This window comes from Bacillus sp. FSL P2-0099 (assembly GCF_038007445.1).
Taxonomy (GTDB): domain Bacteria; phylum Bacillota; class Bacilli; order Bacillales; family Bacillaceae_G; genus Bacillus_A; species Bacillus_A mycoides.
Window position 1 is genome coordinate 4,360,290 of the sequence record NZ_JBBOXE010000001.1, and the last position, 19,852, is coordinate 4,380,141.

The window sequence follows — 19,852 nt, forward strand, 5'->3', positions numbered from 1 at the left end:
ATACTCACCTCTTACCATTTAGTAAAAGACTAAGTGCCTTTTTAATATATTGATCCGTCGTTAGTGATTCTTTTAATAACTCTGGTACAACGCGAGAGACTTCTCGTTCTGCATAGCCAAGTGCACGCAGTGCTTCCAGTGCTTCATCAAGTTCAACTGATGAACCTTTCTTCGTATCAAAACTTTCAGTATCTGAGAACAAATCAACAAACGCATCTGGTACAACATCTGCTAATTTTCCTTTTAAATCTAAAATCATTTGGCGCGCTGTTTTCTTTCCGACGCCCGGGAACTTCACTAAGAACTTCTCATCTTCATGTTCAATCGCTTGAACGACCTGTCCGGTTTGACCAGAAGCTAAAATTGCAAGAGCGCCTTTTGGTCCAATCCCCGATACACCTAACAATTTTGTAAATAATAAACGCTCTTCACGTGTTTTAAAACCGTAAAGTGCCATAATATCTTCTCTCACATAATGATATGTATAGACACGGATTTCTTGCTTACTTCTTTGAAATACATACGGATTTGGTGTGAAAATTTGATAACCAATTCCATTATGGTCAATTACGACATATTCCGGTCCTACATACTCCACGTAACCTGTAACATATTCAAACAAAATACGATCTCTCCCTCTCAAATCATGTATTCCATTTTAACATATTTAACAATAGAAAAGCGAGACTGCCCCAACAAATGTTCCCCGTTTACAATTTCCGTTTTTTTCTATTGACATAAATACAAAAAGAACATTACTATACAGGAGTCAATAATGATTATCAATATTAATTAAAGGGGTTACATCAGGATGAAACAAAAGCTATTTATTTTATTTACTATCATGCTAGTTGTTCTTTCTATCGTTGGCTGTTCTTCTCAAAAAGAAGAAGAAAAAACAAAAGAACAACCGAAAACAAAAGTTGTAAAACATGCTAAAGGGGAAGCAACAATTCCAGCTAATCCAAAGAGAATTGTTGATTTATCTGGATCAACAGAGGAATTATTAATCCTTGGACATAAACCTGTTGGCACAGCAAACACATATAAAGATAAAATCCAAAATCATTTAACTGAAAAGTTAGACGGAGTAAAAGCAGTTGGCTGGTATTGGGCACCTAAAGTTGATTTAGAGGCTGTTACTGCTTTAAAACCAGACTTAATTATTTTAAACAATCGTCAATTGAAAATTTATGATCAACTAAAAAAAGTGGCACCGACAGTTGTTCTGGAAACAAATCTAGAAGACTGGCGCGGTAAGTTTAAAGAAGTAGGTAAACTATTTGACGAAGAAAAGAAAGCAGACAAATGGATTGCAGATTACGATAAAAAAGCAGACTCTTTATCTAAAAAAATTAAAGAGAAAACAAAAGATGAGAACTTTATGTTCGTTGCAGTTACACCACAAAACTTCCGTGTATACGGTAGCTTCGGATACGGTGACATCATCTTTAACGACTTAAAGCTTCCAGCAACAAAAGGTACAGATTTAAAACAAACGATGGCACAAGTATCACTAGAAGGTCTTGTTGCATTCCAGCCTGATCAAATGTTTATTGTAAACTTCGGCGGAGAAGCTGATAAAGTGTACGAAGACTATAAAAACAGTGCGGTTTGGAAAGATAATAAAGCAGTAAAAAACAATCACGTATATGAAGTATCGAATGAAGCCTTCAATACGAAAGCATTCAATCCAATCGGAAAAGATATGCTAATTGATGAAATCGCAAAAGAGATTTTAGCTAAGAATAAATAAGAAAAAGCAGCTCACCCTGAGCTGCTTTTTTTATTATTTTGCACTGCGTATTGCTTCATTTTTTCGATTGTCTTCACGAATCCTTCTTTTGACTTAATACGAATACCACGCTTTAGTTTTGCTCGCTCATAACTCTCAAGCTTTTTCATATCAATTTGAAAGAAGGAATGGATCGCGTTATCACTTTTCGGTACCCCTTTAAAAATTTGCAATATCCCTTCCTCTGAAACACCAAAATAACCGCTCGTTTTCAGTAAAGGAGAAATATCATCAACTTTCCTTTGTAATACGATTTGCACATCATCACGATCAACAAGTTGCCATTCTTTATATTGCTGCAAAAACTTTTCTAAATCCGCTACTTTTTCTGTCAGTATTTCCTCACTTACTTCTCCATCAACATACATGCGCTCTAATAAAATTGTAACTTGAGGTTCTTTTTCTACTACTTCTGCCCTCACACCGGATCCATAAGCTAAGCAAAACATCACAATGAAAGCTTGCACTGCAATTAGCATCCATTTCATTTCCGTTCACCTCTTCTAGGCAAAATCATACTTTCATTTGTAGCTTTTCCGGAAATGGGGGTTTTATCCATATAAACAATAGCATTAAATTTCTAAGGAAAATAAAAAATGCAGATAAGGGTTAATCCTCATCTGCATGTATCATTTACTTTTATATAAAATGAAAGACGCCTGCAAAGCAGGCGTCTGATGCGTTTACGGCGAAAGACCAGGCGACCACATTCGCGTGTTTAGCACTTAAGCATATCTCTCGACTTACGTAAATTAGCTCATCGCTTTGCTAATATAACATTAACAAGGTAGAAGCGCAATATATTTCTAAATATATTTTTCTTCCTCTTTCAACCAATTGAAATTTATGTAAATTATAAATTGATTAATGTAATATATATGTTACAATTAATACTATAAATATAAACAGGGGATGAATGCCTTGAAAAAAATTAAAGATGAACGCCTCATACTTCAAACGTTAAAAAACATACGCATTGCCTTTCTTTTTCAATCAATTGGTATAATCGGAATTTTAGGCTATATCGGATTCACAGAAGGAATGGATCAAATTACGAAATCTCCATTGTGGTTATTATTTATTCTTACAAGTATTGTACTTAGTTATTTACAATTAAGCGTTTCTATCGATGTAGAAGAAAGCGAAAAGGAAATAAAGTTAACTCCTTATTACAAAATTATTTTACGCTCTCTTATTGTAGGAATTATCATGGCTATTATTTATATCATTTTCAGTCCAGAAAGACCTCTATTTGAAGCTATTTTAACAGGTGGTATTCTCTTCATATGCTTTTTAGCGTCTTACTCCGTTAGTTATTTTATAAAAAAACGACGTTTACAAGACGAAGATGAATAAAGAGGAAGGGCTATCCCTTCCTCTTTGATTTGTTATCGCATAGTACCAGTCAGGCCGTAACGAATGTCTCGGAACATATTTGTTATGTCACGATTAAAATCGTTTGTAGCTGTGCCGTTACGTAAACGCGTACTCATTGCATCGACACGAGTAAACATGTCATTTCTTACAGAAACATATACGTTTCTATTTCCAACTTCATTCACAACAGCTTGACGAATTTCGTTCGCCATCGCTGTTTCATTCGTCGCTGTATTACGTGGTTTTACCGCAATCGCTACATCGTTTCCATATACAACTGTAGAAACTCGATCTACGTTATTCATACGTTTCACACGATTCGTAATTTTCTCCGCAGTTTTACCATCATTGTTAATGTATGAATTGTTCATTGTAATATTACGAGTTGGGTGTGGATTAGCAATTTGCCCATTGTAATTTACATCACGATAATAGTTGGATCCTGCGTCATTACGACCGTTTCTATATGTTACATAATCTGTATAACGATCGTTACGCGTTACATTATCATTATATCGGTGTGTATCATTATAAGATGTACGCTCGTAATTATAGTTACGTCCATCCATCGCATTATTATCTTTTGGTGTACCACATGCAGCTAATGCACTGGTAACTAACAAAGAAGCAGCAATAACTTTTACTTTCGTATTCAATACAAAAACCCCCTCTGTTAGAATGAACTTCTCTTTCGAAAAGCTCCCCCTTATGATGAGTAACAGAGAGTTTTTTTACACTGTTAATATTTCACTAGGAATTTTCTAGCACTTAATGTAAATTCACCATATTCCTGACTATCACGAATACAAAAAAGGTGGGAATAACCCCACCTTTTTTTAAACTTCCTCTTCGTCCTCTTCTTCTGAAACTGGTTCTCCAAATACGTTTGGTGGGTCCGGCTGATAATACATCGTTCCTGGCTGTGGTGCATATGCTGGCTGAGTTGGTTGATAATATAAAGGATTAGCATATTGTGGTCCACCCGGTTGTGGACTATATAACCTACTTTCTCCTCCGCATCCACAATCTTCTTCACCTTGCACGAGTGGCGGCATATTATTATCCATTGGCATAATATTTGGATTTGGCATAGAAGTATATTGCGGCGCCATTTGTTGATACGGCATTTGATTGTATGGATTTTGTTGCTGATACGGCGGATATGGCGGCATCATTGGCTGTTGATATGGCATCATGTTTGGCATTTGATTGTTATCCATTATCGGCATCATGTTTGGCATTTGGTTGTTATCCATTATCGGCATCATGTTCGGCATTTGATTGTTATCCATTATCGGCATCATGTTCGGCATTTGATTGTTATCCATTATTGGCATCATGTTCGGCATTTGATTGTTATCCATTATTGGCATCATGTTCGGCATTTGATTGTTATCCACTATCGGCATCATATTTGGCATTTGGTTGTTATCCATTATAGGCATTATATTTGGTGGTTGATTGTTATCCATTATTGGCATTATATTTGGTGGTTGATTGTTATCCATTATTGGCATTATATTTGGTGGTTGATTGTTATCCATTATTGGCATTATATTCGGCACTTGAATATTAGGCGGTATTACTTGCGGGATAATAACACTTTCTTTTGATACGTTTGGTGAGACTATGTTCCCTACATTTTCTTTTTTCACTTGCGGCGACACTATATTCCCTACATTTTCTTTCTTCACTTGCGGCGACACTATATTCCCTATATTTTCTTTCTTCACTTGCGGCGACACTATATTCCCTACATTCTCTTTCTTCACTTGCGGCGACACTATATTCCCTACATTTTCTTTCTTCACTTGCGGCGACACTATATTCCCTACATTCTCTTTCTTCACTTGCGGTGACACTATATTCCCTACATTCTCTTTCTTCACTTGCGGTGACACTATATTCCCTATATTGTCTTTTTTCACTTGCGGTGACACTATGTTTCCTATATTGTCTTTTTTCGTTTGCGGAGAAATGACATTGTTAGGTTTCATTTTATTAATTTGAGGAGCAATTAACTCGCTTCCCTTTTTTATTACGTCTGAAATTTTATATTCTTTTTTCGCTTTAATTGGTGGTTGCGGCGGCTGCGGTAATACATTGATAGAAAATTTAGTGTTTTCTTTCGTAGTAGGTTTTAGTTTTTCTACTTTCTCTACAACAGGTGGTTTTTGAATGACAGGCGGCTTTTCAACTGGCTTCTCTTTTTGAATCGGAATTTCTTTTTGCACTTCTTTTTGTGGCTTCACTTGCACTTCCTTTTGCGGCTTCACCTGTATTTCTTTTTGCGGTTTTATCTGCATTTCTTTTTGCGTTTGTTGCATAGCTGGTTGTTGTGTAATAGGTGTTGATTGATACGTGATCTCATCTTCATCTTCTATTGCAAGTGGCGTTGGTGTTGATGCAAACTCTTTTTGCTGCACCTCTTTTACATATTGTTTCGGGGGCGCTGAACCCGATCCAGTTTGTTGTTTCACATGAACGCTATGCGATGGCACTTTAATTTTCATCCCTGGCATAATTAGGTCTGGATTGCTAAGCTGTGTATTTGTTTTTTTTAGCGTTTCAAAATCCACTCCGTACTTTTTTGCAATTTTCCAAAGGGTCTCCCCTTTTTGCACGATATGAATTTTCAAATTTTCCCCCTCCTGTATAACTTATCTATAAGTAAAAACACTTTGAAGTAACACTTTCTAAACAACATTAACTTCTTTTACTTTTATCACTTCTTCTATTTTCAATATGATTCGAAGTGGAATAAGCATAGAAAAACCGCAATGATTTCCTCAACACAATGTATGCCTATTTCATCCTTGTTATGATTATATGTACGAAAAAAAGCAACGGAAATCCCGCTGCTTTAAACGCGCTCTAACATACGATTTAATGCAAGAACTGCCTCTTCTGTTACTTGTTTCTCTACACGAATAACGTTAATTTGTTCTCCTCTTTCTATGTTCTCAAGTGCCCATAACAGGTGAGGTAAGTCAATTCGGTTCATCGTTAAGCAAGGACACATAAACGGATTTAGCGAAATAATTTCTTTATCTGGATGTTGCTGAATAATTCGGTTCACTAAATTCATCTCTGTACCAATCGCCCACTTACTTCCCGCCGGAGCTGCTTCAATCATATCAATAATATATTTCGTTGATCCTGCATAATCAGAAGCAGCAACCACTTCATAACAACATTCAGGGTGAACAATAATATTCATATCCGGATGATTTTTTCGCACATTTTCAATATTTTTCACAGTGAAGTTTTGATGAACAGAACAATGGCCTTTCCATAAAATCACTTGAATTTCTTCTATATCTCCATCGTACTCTAATGAATCTGTATGCGGGTTCCACACTGCCATTTTTTCTAACGGAATACCTAAATCATACGCTGTATTTCTTCCTAAATGTTGGTCTGGTAAAAAGACGAGACGCTCTTTTTGTGTAAACGCCCAAGACACCATTTGTTTTGCATTAGAAGAGGTTACTGTTGCCCCTCCATTACGACCACAAAACGCTTTGATCGCAGCTGTTGAATTTACATACGTTAATGGAATCATCGTATCCCCAAATAATTTCGCGAGCTCTTTCCACGCTCTTTCTGTTTGTTCAATATCTGCCATATCTGCCATAGAACAGCCGGCACGCATATCTGGTAAGATGACAATTTGATCATCTGTCGTTAACATATCTGCCGTTTCTGCCATAAAGTGCACACCACAAAACACAATATATTTTGCCTCTTTATTATTCGCTGCAACTTGCGCGAGTTGAAGTGAGTCCCCTGCTGCATCTGAAAATTGCACCACTTCATCTTTTTGATAATGATGTCCTGGAATAAATAGTAATGCCCCCATTTTTTCTTTAATTTCACGGACACGCTCTTCCATCTCTAATGTAGACATCGTTTGATAACGCTCTAGTAACATTACTTCGATTGGCTGAACTTTCTCTAAAATACCCATTTATGATTCTCCCCCTCTAAACCACTCTCATTAGGCCTCAATATTAAAACTAATATCAAGTGCTTTCACTGAATGTGTTAACGCTCCAAGTGAAATATAATCTACCCCTGTTTTTCCGTATTTTGATAAATCTTCAATTGTAATACCACCTGAAGCCTCCGTAACGATGACACTTGGTACAATTTTTGAAAACTCACGAATCTCTTCTGGCGTACGATTATCGAACATAATAACATCTGCACCGGCCTCTACTGCTTCTCTTACTTGCGCCTCTGTCTCTGTTTCGACTTCTACTTTCACCATATGTCCCAATCTTTCTTTCACCGATGTAACAGCTTTTGTAATCGAGCCAGCAAAAGCAATATGATTGTCTTTAATCATGACACCATCATATAAACCGAATCTGTGGTTAAATCCGCCCCCGCATACTACAGCATATTTATCAAACATACGTAGTCCTGGCATCGTTTTTCTCGTATCACAAATGCGTGTATGACTGCTATCTAAAGCAAAAACCGCCTTACGTGTCATCGTCGCTATCCCGCTCATACGCTGAATAACGTTTAATATAACGCGCTCTGCCGTTAATAATGATGCGATTGGGCCTTGCACGGTTGCAATTATTTCGCCTTTTTCTACAAGATCCCCATCTTTTTTATGAAGTTCAACTTCAATTCTCTGATCAATTAATTTAAATCCTTCTTCAATTACTAAGCACCCTGCAAATACCCCTGTATCCTTTACAAGAAACGTTCCTTTCGCAAGTGCATTATCGGGAAAGATAAGCTGAGATGTTACATCTCTTTCTCCTATATCTTCTAGAAAAAATCGATTTAATGCTTCCTTAACTTTTAACGTATTCATAAAACCCCTCTTCCCCTTATTAAACAAGTTGTAGTTTTCTTCTCACTCGGATAATCTCTTTTTTTACGCTATTTCTTTCTGGATAATCAATGCGATAATGACCACCAACACTGTCTTCTCTTTGCAAAGCTGATACTGTTATAAGCTCACAAACTGTTAACATATTAATAAGCGTTATCTCTTCATTTGTAAGTGCATCATATTGTAAGATCATATTTCGCACACCGTACCTACTAAACCATCTCTGAGCATATGATAAATTTTTCTCAGTTCGCACAATCCCAACATATTTCATCATGCATTCTTGTATTTCTTCTTTCAACGGTAAATCATTAAGAGCTATAAAACTTTTCCCTCTCTCTTCCAGCACATTTTTTCTTTCCTCTGCTGGCTTAGCTAAAATGTGTTTTCCTATTCGTCTTCCAAACACAAGACCTTCTAATAATGAATTACTCGCCAATCTATTCGCACCATGAACTCCATTACAAGCCACTTCACCGACCGCATATAAGTTTGAAATGGACGTCTCTCCGTCACAATTCGTCTTCACGCCGCCCATATGAAAATGAGCGCCCGGTACGACCGGAATAGAATTTTCTTTTAAATCAATACCATTCTTTTTACATAATGATGAGACGGTCGGAAAACGTTGTTCAAAGTTTTGAATGGTTTCGATGTTTAAGTACACTTTTTCACCTGCAAGAAGTTGTTCATGAATAGCCCTTGCCACTACATCACGTGGTGCGAGATCTTTCCCGGGATGTATATCCATCATAAAACGCTGTCCTTTTCCATTTATAAGGACAGCTCCTTCACCACGGACTGCTTCAGAAACGAGACCACAACATCGCCCGTCCACGTATAACATCGTCGGATGAAATTGTACAAATTCTAAATCAACAAGTTCCCCCCCAGCTCGATATATCATCGCAAGTCCATCGCCTGTAATTGTCTCATCATTCGATGTAAAGGCGTACAAACCACCTATTCCTCCTGATGCTAACACCGTATTATCAGCATAGTAACGCTTCAGCTTCCCTTCACTATTTCGCGTTAAAGCTCCTATGCATTTATTATTTTCTATAATAAAATCGAGCACCATTTCATGCTCAACGACAGTAACGTTCGGAACTACTTCTTGTATTAAATGCTCTAACAGATTTTTACCAGTTGCATCTCCTCCGGCATGTAAAATGCGCCGTTTTCGATGCGCCCCTTCTTTACCAAGGTGGATCCCTTTTTCATCCCCATCAAATTTCATTCCATTCGTAATAAGCTTACTTATTTCTTTCGGTCCCTCTTCAACTAAATAACGAACTGCTTCTTCGTTGTTATAATGGCAACCTGCCACTAATGTATCTTCAAAATGCCCACTCGGATCGTCATATGTAGCAACTGCTGCTGCAATTCCTCCTTGAGCTAAATGTGTATTATTATTACGTCCTGTTTTTTTTGTGATAATTATCACATTCTTTTCGTGACAAAGCTCTTTCGCAACACGAAGCGCCGCAACGCCACTTCCAATAATCAAGACATCTGCACTTGGCATAATTGTTGCCTCCCACTTTACACTTTCCAACTGTCTTGACACCTATATTTACATAGTTTTAAAATAATGACAAGAGTTTTTTTACAATTCTTATTTTCACTACCATTCTAAAAACGAAAACAAATGTCACTCTTACCGAAGAGAGGAAATTACATGATGATATATCTAGATTATGCAGCGACAACACCTATGAGCGAAGAAGCTTTAGAAACATATGTAGAAGCAGCAAAGAAATATTTCGGAAATGAACAAAGTTTACACGATATCGGCGGAAGCGCATCATCTTTATTGCAAGTTTGTAGAGAAACATTTGCAGAAATGATTGGGGGTAAGGAACAAGGTGTATTCTTTACAAGCGGCGGTTCAGAATCTAACTACCTTGCGATTCAATCCCTTCTAAATGCTAGAAATGGAAAGCACATTATTACGACACCTATGGAACACGCATCGATTCGAAGTTATTTTCAATCCTTACAATCGCAAGGTTATACTATTACTGAGATTCCTGTTGATAAAAGTGGGATAATTCATTTAGTAGATTTAGAAGCAGCTATTACAGAAGATACTGCTCTAGCAAGTATACAGCACGGAAACTCTGAAATCGGGACCGTTCAAAACATTGCAGAGATCGGAGCACTTTTAAAAAAATATAATGTTTTATTTCATTCGGATTGTGTTCAAACGTTTGGTAAACTTCCAATAGACGTTAAAGCGATGGAGATTGATAGCCTCTCTGTTTCAGCCCATAAAATATACGGACCAAAAGGAGTTGGAGCTTGCTATATAAATCCCCAAGTTCGCTGGGAACAAGTATTTCCAGGAACTTCTCATGAAAAAGGCTTTCGCCCTGGTACAGTGAACGTTCCTGGAATCGCTGCTTTTTTAACAGCCGCAGAACATATATTAAAGAATCAAAAGGAAGAGAGCTTTCGTTTTAAACAATTACGATCTTATTTTTTAGAGCAATTACAAACACTTCCTCTAGAAATTGAAGTGAAAGGACATTCTACTTCTTGTTTACCACATATTATTGGGGTTACAATAAAAGGAATAGAAGGTCAGTATACAATGTTAGAATGTAACCGTCATGGTATAGCCATTTCAACTGGAAGTGCTTGCCAAGTAGGTAAACAAGACCCTTCAAAAACAATGCTTGCAATTGGAAAAACGTATGAAGAGGCAAAACAATATGTCCGCTTTTCTTTCGGACATCACACAACGAAAGAACAAATTGATACAACTATTCATGCACTACACACAATTGGAAATCAATTTTATAGAGGTGTTAAATCATAATGAAACAAAATGATCAAAAAAAGATTTTAGGCGAAGAAAGACGACAACTCATCCTTGAGTGGCTTCTTGCTGCAAATGAACCGTTATCAGGGAATGAACTATCTAAAAAGACAAACGTAAGTAGGCAAGTTATCGTTCAAGACATTTCCTTACTAAAAGCACGAAATGAACCAATTATTGCGACTGCACAAGGATATTTATATTTAAAGCCACAAACAAGACAACAAGCTTTCGAACGCGTAATCGTATGCCAACATAAACCGGCAGAAGTACGTCAAGAACTTACTATGTTAGTTGACCACGGCGTTACGATTAAAGACGTAAAAGTTGAGCATCCTGTATACGGCGACTTAACAGCATCGATTATGGTAAGTAATCGCTTCGATGTAGAACAATATTTACAAAAAATCGAAAACACAAACGCTTCCTATCTTTCGCAACTAACAGATGGTATTCACTTACATACAATCGAAGCAGATTCTAAAGAGAAATTAGATGCTGCCTGTGAGGCACTAGATCGAGCTGGATTTCTCGTTTATTAATTAATGTACAGCACAGAGTTTTTCATCATTCTCTGTGCTTTTTTAGTGATATAATATTGAAATCAATTGTAAAGGAGATCCACTATGGGAATTGAACTCGTTCACTTTAGCACTGGTAAACCGAAACAAATGAAATATGGCGAAGATAAAGAAATGATAACAGGTATATGTAAAGATCCTACAGAAGAGGCCTTCCTCTCAAAAGACGGATTCTGTGGTGATGATGTAGCGGATTTAAAACACCACGGGGGACCTGATCGCGCAGTTTGTGTGTACCCACACGAGCATTACGCACTATGGGAAGAGGAATTTCAAACTACACTTCCAGCTTCCACATTTGGCGAAAACATTACCGTAACAAATATGTTAGAGCGTGATGTATGCATCGGAGATACATATCAACTAGGCGAAGCAATCATTCAAGTTACACAAGCGAGAGTACCTTGTAGCACAATTTCAAAACGTCTCGGTATTCCTGGCATTTTGCCACGCATTGTAGCAACTGGATATACTGGTTATTTATGCCGCGTTCTTCAAGAAGGTACTGTACGTCAAGATTCTAAAATTACATTATTAGAGCGTCCATCAAACAATGTATCTGTTTTGTTCTCTAACGAAATTTATTTTCATAATAGGAAAGATAAAGATGGCATTGAGAAGGTTCTTGCTGTTCCAGAACTAGCCGAGATTTGGCGTGGTCAGTTAGAGGATCGTCTTGCGAAGTTAAAATAAATAGAATCCCACCATTTATAGGTGGGATTCTATTTATCTATCACAAAATGTATTATCCGATAAAATTATATCAGCGATTAGAATGGAAATATCGACAGTTCATCCACCTCTCTTACAACCAATAAGAAGAATAACTCCCCAGCACAGTAACAGAAAACCCGAGTGCTTCAAGTTCCATTGTTACGCCTGGCAATAATACATCATCGTATGCTTTGTCGACGTCGATTAAGAAAAAGTAATTTCCAAGGCCTGTTTTCATCGGGCGCGATTCAATTTTGGATAAGTTTAATTTTCTCCATGCGAAAGCTGATAACACTTGATATAGTGCCCCTGCGTAATCAGCAGGTAACGTTATCATAAGCGTCGTTTTCTCTCCTCGGTTTTCTCCGTTATTTGGGAGTACTGCTTTCTTTTTCTTATGGAGAACAAGGAAACGTGTATGATTGTTTTTATGCGTATGAATATCACGCCTTACAATTGTTAATCCGTATTTTTCTGCCGCTGCTTCATTTGCAATAGCTGCAATTTTTTCTTCAGGATGTTCTTTCACATATTGTGCAGCGGCACTTGTGGATGTCATATCTCGAACAGTTACTCCTTTTAATTCTTCATTTAAAAACTTATGGCACTGTGCAATGGCATGCGGATGAGAATGCACAGCGTATACTTCTTTCCACACTCCTTCGTACTGCGGGTGTACGAGTAAATGTTGCTGAATTGGCACTGTAATTTCTCCTACAATGGAAAGTGGCTGCTCATGTACGAGATAATCAACCGTTATATTAACTGAACCTTCTATGGCGTTCTCTAACGGTACAACCGCATAATCTACATTTTCATTTGCAGCTGCATCAATACAATCTGGAATCGTTCGATACGGTACATGCTCTGCTTCCGGAAAAAAACGACTCACCGCCATATTTGTAAATGTTGCCTCTGGTCCTAAATATCCTACTCGAATCATCGTCTTTTCCCTCTCTTTTTCGTTTTCTTACTGTTATACCACAATTTTAAATATTCTTCTATGTAAATTTCGAATATTTAAAAAAGACTAGCATTTGCTAGTCTAAATGTTTCCTATATTCTCTTTGAGCGAAGAAGAAATACATAATGCATGCAGCAATGTAAAATAAAATAAACAAGCCTACTTTTCTTAATGAACCGTCCATAAAGATCGTATTATGAAACGTATATAACGCAACTGCACTATGCATACTCCCTACTATAATTGGCGCAAAAAATAGCATACACAATTGCCAACGAGAAATCTTCCACACTTCTTCCTTCGTCATTCCAAGTTTAGAGAGCGCCCCGTACTGCTTTCGATCGGATGCAATATTATGAAACCATTTAAAATATACGATGCTACATGACGTAAGGAAGAATAATATGCTAATGAATGAGCCTATAAATAGAGTAATATCACCACCTTCTTTCATATTCACATATAATTCCATATTACTTCGAAACGCATCATTTGTATCATGTTTCATATGTTTCCGTAAAGCTTCGTTTAATTCCTTCGTATTTTCGATATTTGGTAATGTATACCCTCTATATATCATTTTTTCAGAATCCGGAATTGTATTTGCTATACTGTTAAAATCTTCATCATTCATGACAAAAAACAGACCATTAATGTATGAAGGGTGATAGTTAAATTGTACCCCTTCTTTCTGACCGTTAAATGCGAATGGATACGCTTGATTCATTACTTGCAATTGAATCTCTTTTTGATTATATACATTTGGATAATTGCGTTTATTATAATAGACAAGTGTAACTGTTCCTTTTTTAGGATGATACGTTTTCTGTTTTTGTTTTCTCGCCTCTTGATTATATTCACTTTCCTTTATAAGCGGCGCTACCTCTGTTTCTCCCTTATTGGACTGAAAAGATGCATACACTCCAACAAAACTCATATATTGAAAATCATCATATCCATATTGATGTAATAAGTTTTCAACCTTGTCTTTCTCGAAAACTTCATGAGCAGAAGTGCCTTTTTCTATGTATGAAAATGAGTGTACTCCTCCGCCACGCCACATATCTTGCATGCTAGAAAAATATAAGAACACCGTACCTGTCGCCGTAACGACAAACGTTGTTGCCATAGACAACAGAAAGAAAAAGCGACTATTTTCCTTCATTCGATGTGACAATTGATTCACTATAAATAAATACGGATATGTATACATAATCCTTTTATTTCTTTTTATCACTTCTAATATTTGTGTAGCGCCATGTGTAAATGAAAAATACGTCCCAAAAGAAATGAGTATAACAACCGGAAAAAAGTATAATGCTATCGTTGTCATCGTCACTTGTAGCGCTAACGCATATCCCGTCCCTAAACAAGCAAAACCGAATAAACAAAGCCACTTTGATGTTTTCCTCTCTCGTTTATCTGTTCGAAATTCTTTTAATAACCGTATGATTTTTATATTCCATATACGTAAAGCACTTATAAAAGATAACAGAACAAAGACAAGCATATATGTAACAAACGTTACACCAATCGCTCTCATGTCAAATATGACAGGGAGTTCTTTCGGAAGATGAAGTAACATACTAAATACCATAAAAAAGAGTTTTAAAGAAATCATGCCAAGCCCAATACCGAAAATATTAGCGAAAATTCCGATCAATATTTGCTCGGTCATAATCACTCCTATTACTTTAGATTTCGTTGCTCCCATTAACATATATAACCCTAATTCTTTCTTACGTGCTTCTATGAAAATAGAAGTAGAATACAAAATAAATATGACGAAAAAAGAAATAATTATAACGTTACATATGATAAGCCCCCAGCGTACATTTTGATACCACATCGTCTCTTGCATATACGGATGTACAATGACAGACATGTATGCATAAGAAGCTAATATGGCAAAACAACTACTTAAGAAAAACACTTTATAATTACGCCAATTTCCCTTTATATTTTGCAGCGCTAGTTGCCGAATGTTCATCTATCGTCCTCCTGTAACTTACTACACACGTAAAAAGCTAGAGGTTCCCCTAGCTTTTTACGTGTTTTAAATATCCTCTTTGCGCAATCATAAAGTAAATTGTAGAAGCTAAAATATATGCTCCAATTACTATCGCACCTGATTTCCACAAATCAATATAAAGCATTTTTCCTAACGTATGAAGAGCAAATCCACTATGAATTGTACCGATTAAAATTGGGATAAAGAAGATAACACCCATTTGTCGAATTGCAATTTTACGAATTTCTTTATCTGTCATACCAATTCTTTTTAATGACTTAAATTGAATACGATCTTGTTCTTTATCATTAAACCATTTAAAGTATGTCATGCTACAAGCAAAGAAGAAGAACAGTACTGCTACGAAGAAGCCGATGAACATTGTAATCGCTCCTTGCTCCTTTATCGCTTTATACGTAAGGATAGAATTGTGGAAATTCTGTTGTTGTTCTTGTGCAATTTCTTTCTTTAAGTCTAGTACAAGATTTTCTGTTCCTTTCCAATCTTCAATATAATATCCATAATATTTTGTTTTTTCTTCATCTGCTACGAGCTGTGAATATTTCACAAAATCCTCATCATTCACAATCAAATAGCCATCATCATTAAAAACAGACTTTGATACTGGATTATTTAGCTTAATAGACTGTTTTTGTCCGTTCAATTTAAATTCAAATGGCTTCGTAAGATCCGGCTTGACAATATCATTCATCATATCAACTACAACCATCGTTGCACTTCCCGGCTTATTTTGCACTTCTGGCACGTTCTGTTTACGCGCTTCTTTATTATATTCCTTTTCAGAGATAATCCCTAACGGCATCTCATGTTCACCGTTAAACATCGTTACCTTTTGAGTTGCAGGAAGTTTTACATACGTTACTTTTCGCGCTTCTTCAAATCCGTGTTTTTTTATTAGTTCTTGTGCTTTCCCTTCACTAATGATGTTATGCGTATTTACCCCCTTTTCTTCATACGAAATAGCATGCGGAGCACTAGCCACTGTTTTATAACTCATATCCTCAAAGAACACGTACAGTGTACCAACTGCTGAAGAAACAACCGCCGTAATGATAGAAATTACAAATAGAAAACGAGCATTATCTTTCATTTTGTAAATAAGATTGCTAAATACGAACATATTTGGATACGTATAAAAAGATTGTTTTCTTTTTTGCAGTGCTTTTAATACGACTGTACTACCTTGCGTAAACAGTAAATACGTTCCGCCTATTGTCAGCCCTACAATCGGTAAAAACAGCATTATAAAATTCATAAATGTCACTTGGAAGCTAAGCACATATGCAGCAATAATACAGCCTATACCAACTACCCCTAACCATGTAAATGCAAAAGGTTCTACTTTTTGTTTTCTTGCCTCTCTTAATAAATCAATAATTTGCAAGCGGCCTACTGTCCAAACACTAAACAATGATAGTATTAAAAAGAGGACAAAGTATATGCCAACTGTAATAAGAACTGCTTTTCCATTCCACACAAGCGGCAGTGTTTTATCAATTTTTAGTAAGACACTGAGTGCTTGGAAGAAAAGTTTTGAACAAAGCATTCCAATCCCAATACCTACTACAATGGCAATACTCCCTAACATCAGTTGCTCTAATATAATCATTCGGCCGAGCTGAGACTTTGTTCCACCTATTAACGTTAATAAGCCAAATTCTTTTTTTCTTGCTCGTAAAAACGTTGAATTCGCATATAAAATAAAGAGTGCTGAGAAGATGACTACAATATAATTCATCGATTCTAACCCTTTTGTAATCATCGTCTTCATACTAATATTACCGCTTACGACATCTGGATGATAAATGAAGGAAGCATACATGAAAAATACGACAATCGATAAACAACTACTAATAAGAAACGCTTTATAATTACGCCAATTTCCTTTTACGTTATTAAGCGCGAGCTGGCGAAAGTTCATGATATTCCCCCCCTAGCATCGCAAGTACGTCCAAAATTTCTTGGAAAAAGGCTTGTTTCGTTCTTCCTTTATGTATTTCTGAGAAGATCTCTCCATCACGTATGAAGAGGATACGTTCACAATAACTAGCCGCTACCGGATCATGCGTTACCATTGCAATCGTTACTTTCTTTTGCTCATGTAAATCTTGAAGTGCTCCCATTAATGATTTCGCTGATTTCGAATCTAAGTTTCCCGTTGGCTCATCCGCTAAAATTAATGTTGGGTCATGAATAATTGCCCTTGCAGCAGCTGCACGTTGTTGTTGTCCGCCTGATACTTCGTATACTTTTTTATTTAAAATTTCTTCGATGTTTAAAAACCTCGCAATTTCAAGTACTTTCGCATCAATTTCTTTTACAGATTTCTTCGCCATTACAAGCGGCAAAATAATATTTTCTTTAATGGATAACGTATCAAGTAAGTTGAAATCTTGGAAAATGAATCCTAAATGTGTACGGCGGAATTCCGCCAATTTTGCAGCGCGCATTTGATTAATTTCTTCACCATTTACAAGCACATGACCTGAAGTTTGCTTATCAATTGTCGCTAATAAATTTAAAAGCGTTGTTTTCCCGCTCCCTGAAGGCCCCATAATTCCTACAAATTCGCCCTCTTCAATTTTAAAATTTATATCATGTAAAGCAGTCGTCGCTACTGAACCTTTTGATTGATACACCTTTGTTAACCCTTTTACTTCAAGAACACTCATTTCTAATCCCCCTACGTGTTTTCTTCTTACATTTACTATAAGAAAAATAAGAAAAAGAAACGAGTGATTTCCCTTACAAAACGTTTTGTTATCTTACAGTTTTGTCATTTTTCTCATTAATGTATGATATTCTTCATCTTTTGCAAATTGGAACGTAACTGTTGTTCCTTCCCCTTCCGTTGATTGTACATACACTCCATGATGTAAATTACCGCAGATTTCCCTCGTAATATATAAACCCATCCCTGTCGCTTCCCTTGTTTTACGGCCGTTTATTCCCGTAAAGAACGGATCAAATATACGCTTTACATCTTGCTCTGGAATACCAATTCCATTATCTCTAATATGTAGTAATACCTTTTGATCCTTCTCTTCAATTTGAAATTGAATTTCTTTTTTCTCTGCTTCTGAAATTTTTGTATACTTAATTGCATTCACAACAATTTGGCCCAAGGCGATACTAAGCCACTTTCTATCAGACGCAACCATACAAGTCTCTTCTTCAAACATTATTTTCGGAAATACAGAAGATTGAATGAACGACTTTCGATTTTCATTAATAATATCTCGAATGACCTCTATAACATTTACTACTTCTACTTTATAATCTTTCGAAAATTGATCTAACCTTGCCATATGTAACGCTAAATCTAACCCATTTAAAATACGGTTATTTTCTTCACGAATACTTTCAATCGTTCCCCTTGCTTCACGGTGTTCCTTACCGTATTTCTGTAACAATAATTCAATAACGGATACTGGTGTTTTCATTTGATGGATCCACTGGTTCATAAAAATCATTTGCTGTTGCTCTTTTGCATGCTGTTTATGAACTTCATTCATATATTGCTGCCTTAATAGCGTAAACGCTTCAACGACCAGTTCTTGTTCTGACGTATAAGAAGTATCGATAAGTAAAGAGTCGTGTAATGTATGTCCACCGGCAATATACTGTTCTATTCTCTTTAAAAACACACTTCGTTTTCGGTAATCGTAAATAAGGTATACACTAAACACAACTGTCCCTAATAAAAGTCCGTATAACCATGTACTCCAGTCCAGCGCACGCTTTTCTAAAAGGCTTTGCAACTGCAATACGAGTCCAAATAAACAAAGGCTTATAATGTAAGAAAGGATTAAGGAAAAACGTTCTATGAGGTAATTTTTAACCTTCATGCCCTTCGCCCCACTCAGTAAGAAGAGCATAACCGTACCCACGCTTTGTGACAATTGCATTTTTAATGCCTAACTCCTCAAGTTTCTTCCTTACACGCTTTACATTCACGGTTAATGTATTATCATCAACAAAAGCTACTTCATCCCATAAAGCCTCTAACAGCTCTTCACGTGTCACGTATTGATTTGCTTGTTTCATTAAACATTCTAATAAATAAAACTCATTTTTTGTAAGTTCCGTTTGTTGACCTTTCCACTCTACTGTGTGCTGTGATGGGAATAATAACAATCCATTAACACCTAAGCAGTCACTTTCCGCGGCCAAAGCATACTCACCATACCCGCGGCGGAGTGCACTTTTCACCTTTGCCATTACGATATCTAAATGGAATGGCTTTGTAATGTAATCATCTCCGCCATTTTCAATCGCCATTACTTGATCCATTTCCCCTGTTCTTGCAGAAACAAAAATAATCGGCGCATTCGATACAGTGCGGATTTGGCGGCACCAGTAGAAGCCATCAAAGTATGGTAAATTAATATCAAGTAACACAAGATGAGGACTTACTTTTACAAACTCATCTTTTATATGCCGTAAATCGCTCACTCTGAAAGATTGATATCCATACCTTTCTAAATGCTCCTCTAATATCTCTGCAATTTTTTCATCATCTTCTACAATTAATATTTTATACATATTCCTTTTCTCCCCATAAAATATTCTTCTAAAATCACTCCTTTTTCTATTATAAATTGAAACTTTAATCAATGGGGATTTTTTCCTATATCGACTTATGGTTCACCTATATGAATTGGGTTTTTACTGGACTCAAATAACAAAAAAAAGACCGCCATATTTCGG

The 19,852-nt window shown here is 36.4% G+C and carries 17 protein-coding genes and 1 pseudogene; 5 read left to right on the forward strand and 13 right to left on the reverse strand.

The annotated features are described in order from the left end of the window. Positions 1-4 precede the first annotated feature (4 nt). A complete protein-coding gene (gene ruvA, locus MKY90_RS22560) occupies positions 5-622 on the reverse strand; it encodes a Holliday junction DNA helicase RuvA (protein WP_002088786.1) in 618 nt (205 codons plus the stop codon). Positions 623-811: 189 nt separating this feature from the next. On the opposite strand from ruvA, the gene MKY90_RS22565 reads away from it, so the two are divergent. Continuing rightward, positions 812-1,756 carry an iron-hydroxamate ABC transporter substrate-binding protein gene (locus MKY90_RS22565; protein ID WP_215599326.1) on the forward strand — a complete coding sequence of 315 codons (945 nt, stop codon included), beginning with the start codon at positions 812-814 and terminating at the stop codon, positions 1,754-1,756. A gap of 11 nt (positions 1,757-1,767) precedes the next feature. Here the strand turns inward: MKY90_RS22565 and MKY90_RS22570 are convergent, their stop codons facing one another. Next, positions 1,768-2,283, reverse strand: a complete 516-nt coding sequence (locus tag MKY90_RS22570) for a BofC C-terminal domain-containing protein (protein WP_063219502.1) — start codon at positions 2,281-2,283, stop codon at positions 1,768-1,770. Between the two features lie 433 nt (positions 2,284-2,716). Here MKY90_RS22570 and MKY90_RS22575 point away from each other — a divergent pair, with 433 nt between their 5' ends. Further along, a complete protein-coding gene (locus tag MKY90_RS22575) occupies positions 2,717-3,151 on the forward strand; it encodes a hypothetical protein (protein ID WP_063219503.1) in 435 nt (144 codons plus the stop codon). Positions 3,152-3,183: 32 nt separating this feature from the next. Here MKY90_RS22575 and MKY90_RS22580 read toward each other — a convergent pair whose 3' ends face one another. The 5 genes and pseudogenes from MKY90_RS22580 to nadB all read right to left on the reverse strand — a co-directional run bounded on the left by MKY90_RS22580 (position 3,184) and on the right by nadB (position 9,555). Next, the gene (locus MKY90_RS22580) at positions 3,184-3,828 is read right to left on the reverse strand and encodes a YhcN/YlaJ family sporulation lipoprotein (protein ID WP_016100589.1); all 645 of its coding nucleotides are present in this window, start codon (positions 3,826-3,828) and stop codon (positions 3,184-3,186) included. Between the two features lie 1,826 nt (positions 3,829-5,654). Further along, a pseudogene (gene safA, locus MKY90_RS30455) lies at positions 5,655-5,811 on the reverse strand (SafA/ExsA family spore coat assembly protein); the annotation flags it as partial. Positions 5,812-6,035: 224 nt separating this feature from the next. Further along, entirely contained in the window at positions 6,036-7,142 is a 1,107-nt protein-coding gene (gene nadA, locus MKY90_RS22590; protein ID WP_341092585.1) for a quinolinate synthase NadA, read from the reverse strand. A 30-nt stretch (positions 7,143-7,172) separates the two neighbouring features. Beyond that, positions 7,173-8,006, reverse strand: a complete 834-nt coding sequence (nadC, locus tag MKY90_RS22595) for a carboxylating nicotinate-nucleotide diphosphorylase (RefSeq protein ID WP_063218768.1) — start codon at positions 8,004-8,006, stop codon at positions 7,173-7,175. A 19-nt stretch (positions 8,007-8,025) separates the two neighbouring features. Next, complete coding sequence (gene nadB, locus MKY90_RS22600) at positions 8,026-9,555, reverse strand: L-aspartate oxidase (protein WP_098167970.1); 1,530 nt, start codon at positions 9,553-9,555, stop codon at positions 8,026-8,028. 153 nt (positions 9,556-9,708) lie between these two features. Between nadB and MKY90_RS22605 the strand changes: the two genes are divergently transcribed. The 3 genes from MKY90_RS22605 to MKY90_RS22615 all read left to right on the forward strand — a co-directional run bounded on the left by MKY90_RS22605 (position 9,709) and on the right by MKY90_RS22615 (position 12,125). Then, positions 9,709-10,851 (forward strand): IscS subfamily cysteine desulfurase, encoded by a 1,143-nt coding sequence (locus MKY90_RS22605; RefSeq protein WP_002190770.1) that lies wholly within the window; start codon positions 9,709-9,711, stop codon positions 10,849-10,851. Continuing rightward, complete coding sequence (locus MKY90_RS22610) at positions 10,851-11,393, forward strand: transcription repressor NadR (protein WP_002034157.1); 543 nt, start codon at positions 10,851-10,853, stop codon at positions 11,391-11,393. Before MKY90_RS22605 ends, MKY90_RS22610 begins: the two co-directional genes overlap by 1 nt. A gap of 84 nt (positions 11,394-11,477) precedes the next feature. Then, a complete protein-coding gene (locus MKY90_RS22615) occupies positions 11,478-12,125 on the forward strand; it encodes an MOSC domain-containing protein (RefSeq protein ID WP_098167969.1) in 648 nt (215 codons plus the stop codon). Positions 12,126-12,237: 112 nt separating this feature from the next. On the opposite strand, the gene pheA is transcribed toward MKY90_RS22615, so the two are convergent. The 6 genes from pheA to MKY90_RS22645 form a co-directional block, all read right to left on the reverse strand. Continuing rightward, on the reverse strand, positions 12,238-13,089 hold the full coding sequence (gene pheA, locus MKY90_RS22620; RefSeq protein ID WP_002167625.1) for a prephenate dehydratase: 852 nt from the start codon (positions 13,087-13,089) through the stop codon (positions 12,238-12,240). Between the two features lie 97 nt (positions 13,090-13,186). Beyond that, positions 13,187-15,100, reverse strand: a complete 1,914-nt coding sequence (locus tag MKY90_RS22625; protein ID WP_098167968.1) for an ABC transporter permease — start codon at positions 15,098-15,100, stop codon at positions 13,187-13,189. Between the two features lie 49 nt (positions 15,101-15,149). Further along, positions 15,150-17,063 (reverse strand): ABC transporter permease, encoded by a 1,914-nt coding sequence (locus MKY90_RS22630; RefSeq protein WP_341092590.1) that lies wholly within the window; start codon positions 17,061-17,063, stop codon positions 15,150-15,152. Further along, a complete protein-coding gene (locus tag MKY90_RS22635) occupies positions 17,038-17,814 on the reverse strand; it encodes an ABC transporter ATP-binding protein (protein WP_002145597.1) in 777 nt (258 codons plus the stop codon). Before MKY90_RS22635 ends, MKY90_RS22630 begins: the two co-directional genes overlap by 26 nt. 93 nt (positions 17,815-17,907) lie before the next feature. Then, positions 17,908-18,990: a HAMP domain-containing histidine kinase gene (locus tag MKY90_RS22640; RefSeq protein ID WP_341092592.1), complete on the reverse strand. Its 1,083-nt coding sequence runs from the start codon at positions 18,988-18,990 to the stop codon at positions 17,908-17,910. Continuing rightward, positions 18,980-19,687, reverse strand: coding sequence for a response regulator transcription factor (locus tag MKY90_RS22645; protein WP_002034150.1), 708 nt, complete (start codon positions 19,685-19,687; stop codon positions 18,980-18,982). Before MKY90_RS22645 ends, MKY90_RS22640 begins: the two co-directional genes overlap by 11 nt. Positions 19,688-19,852 lie beyond the last annotated feature (165 nt).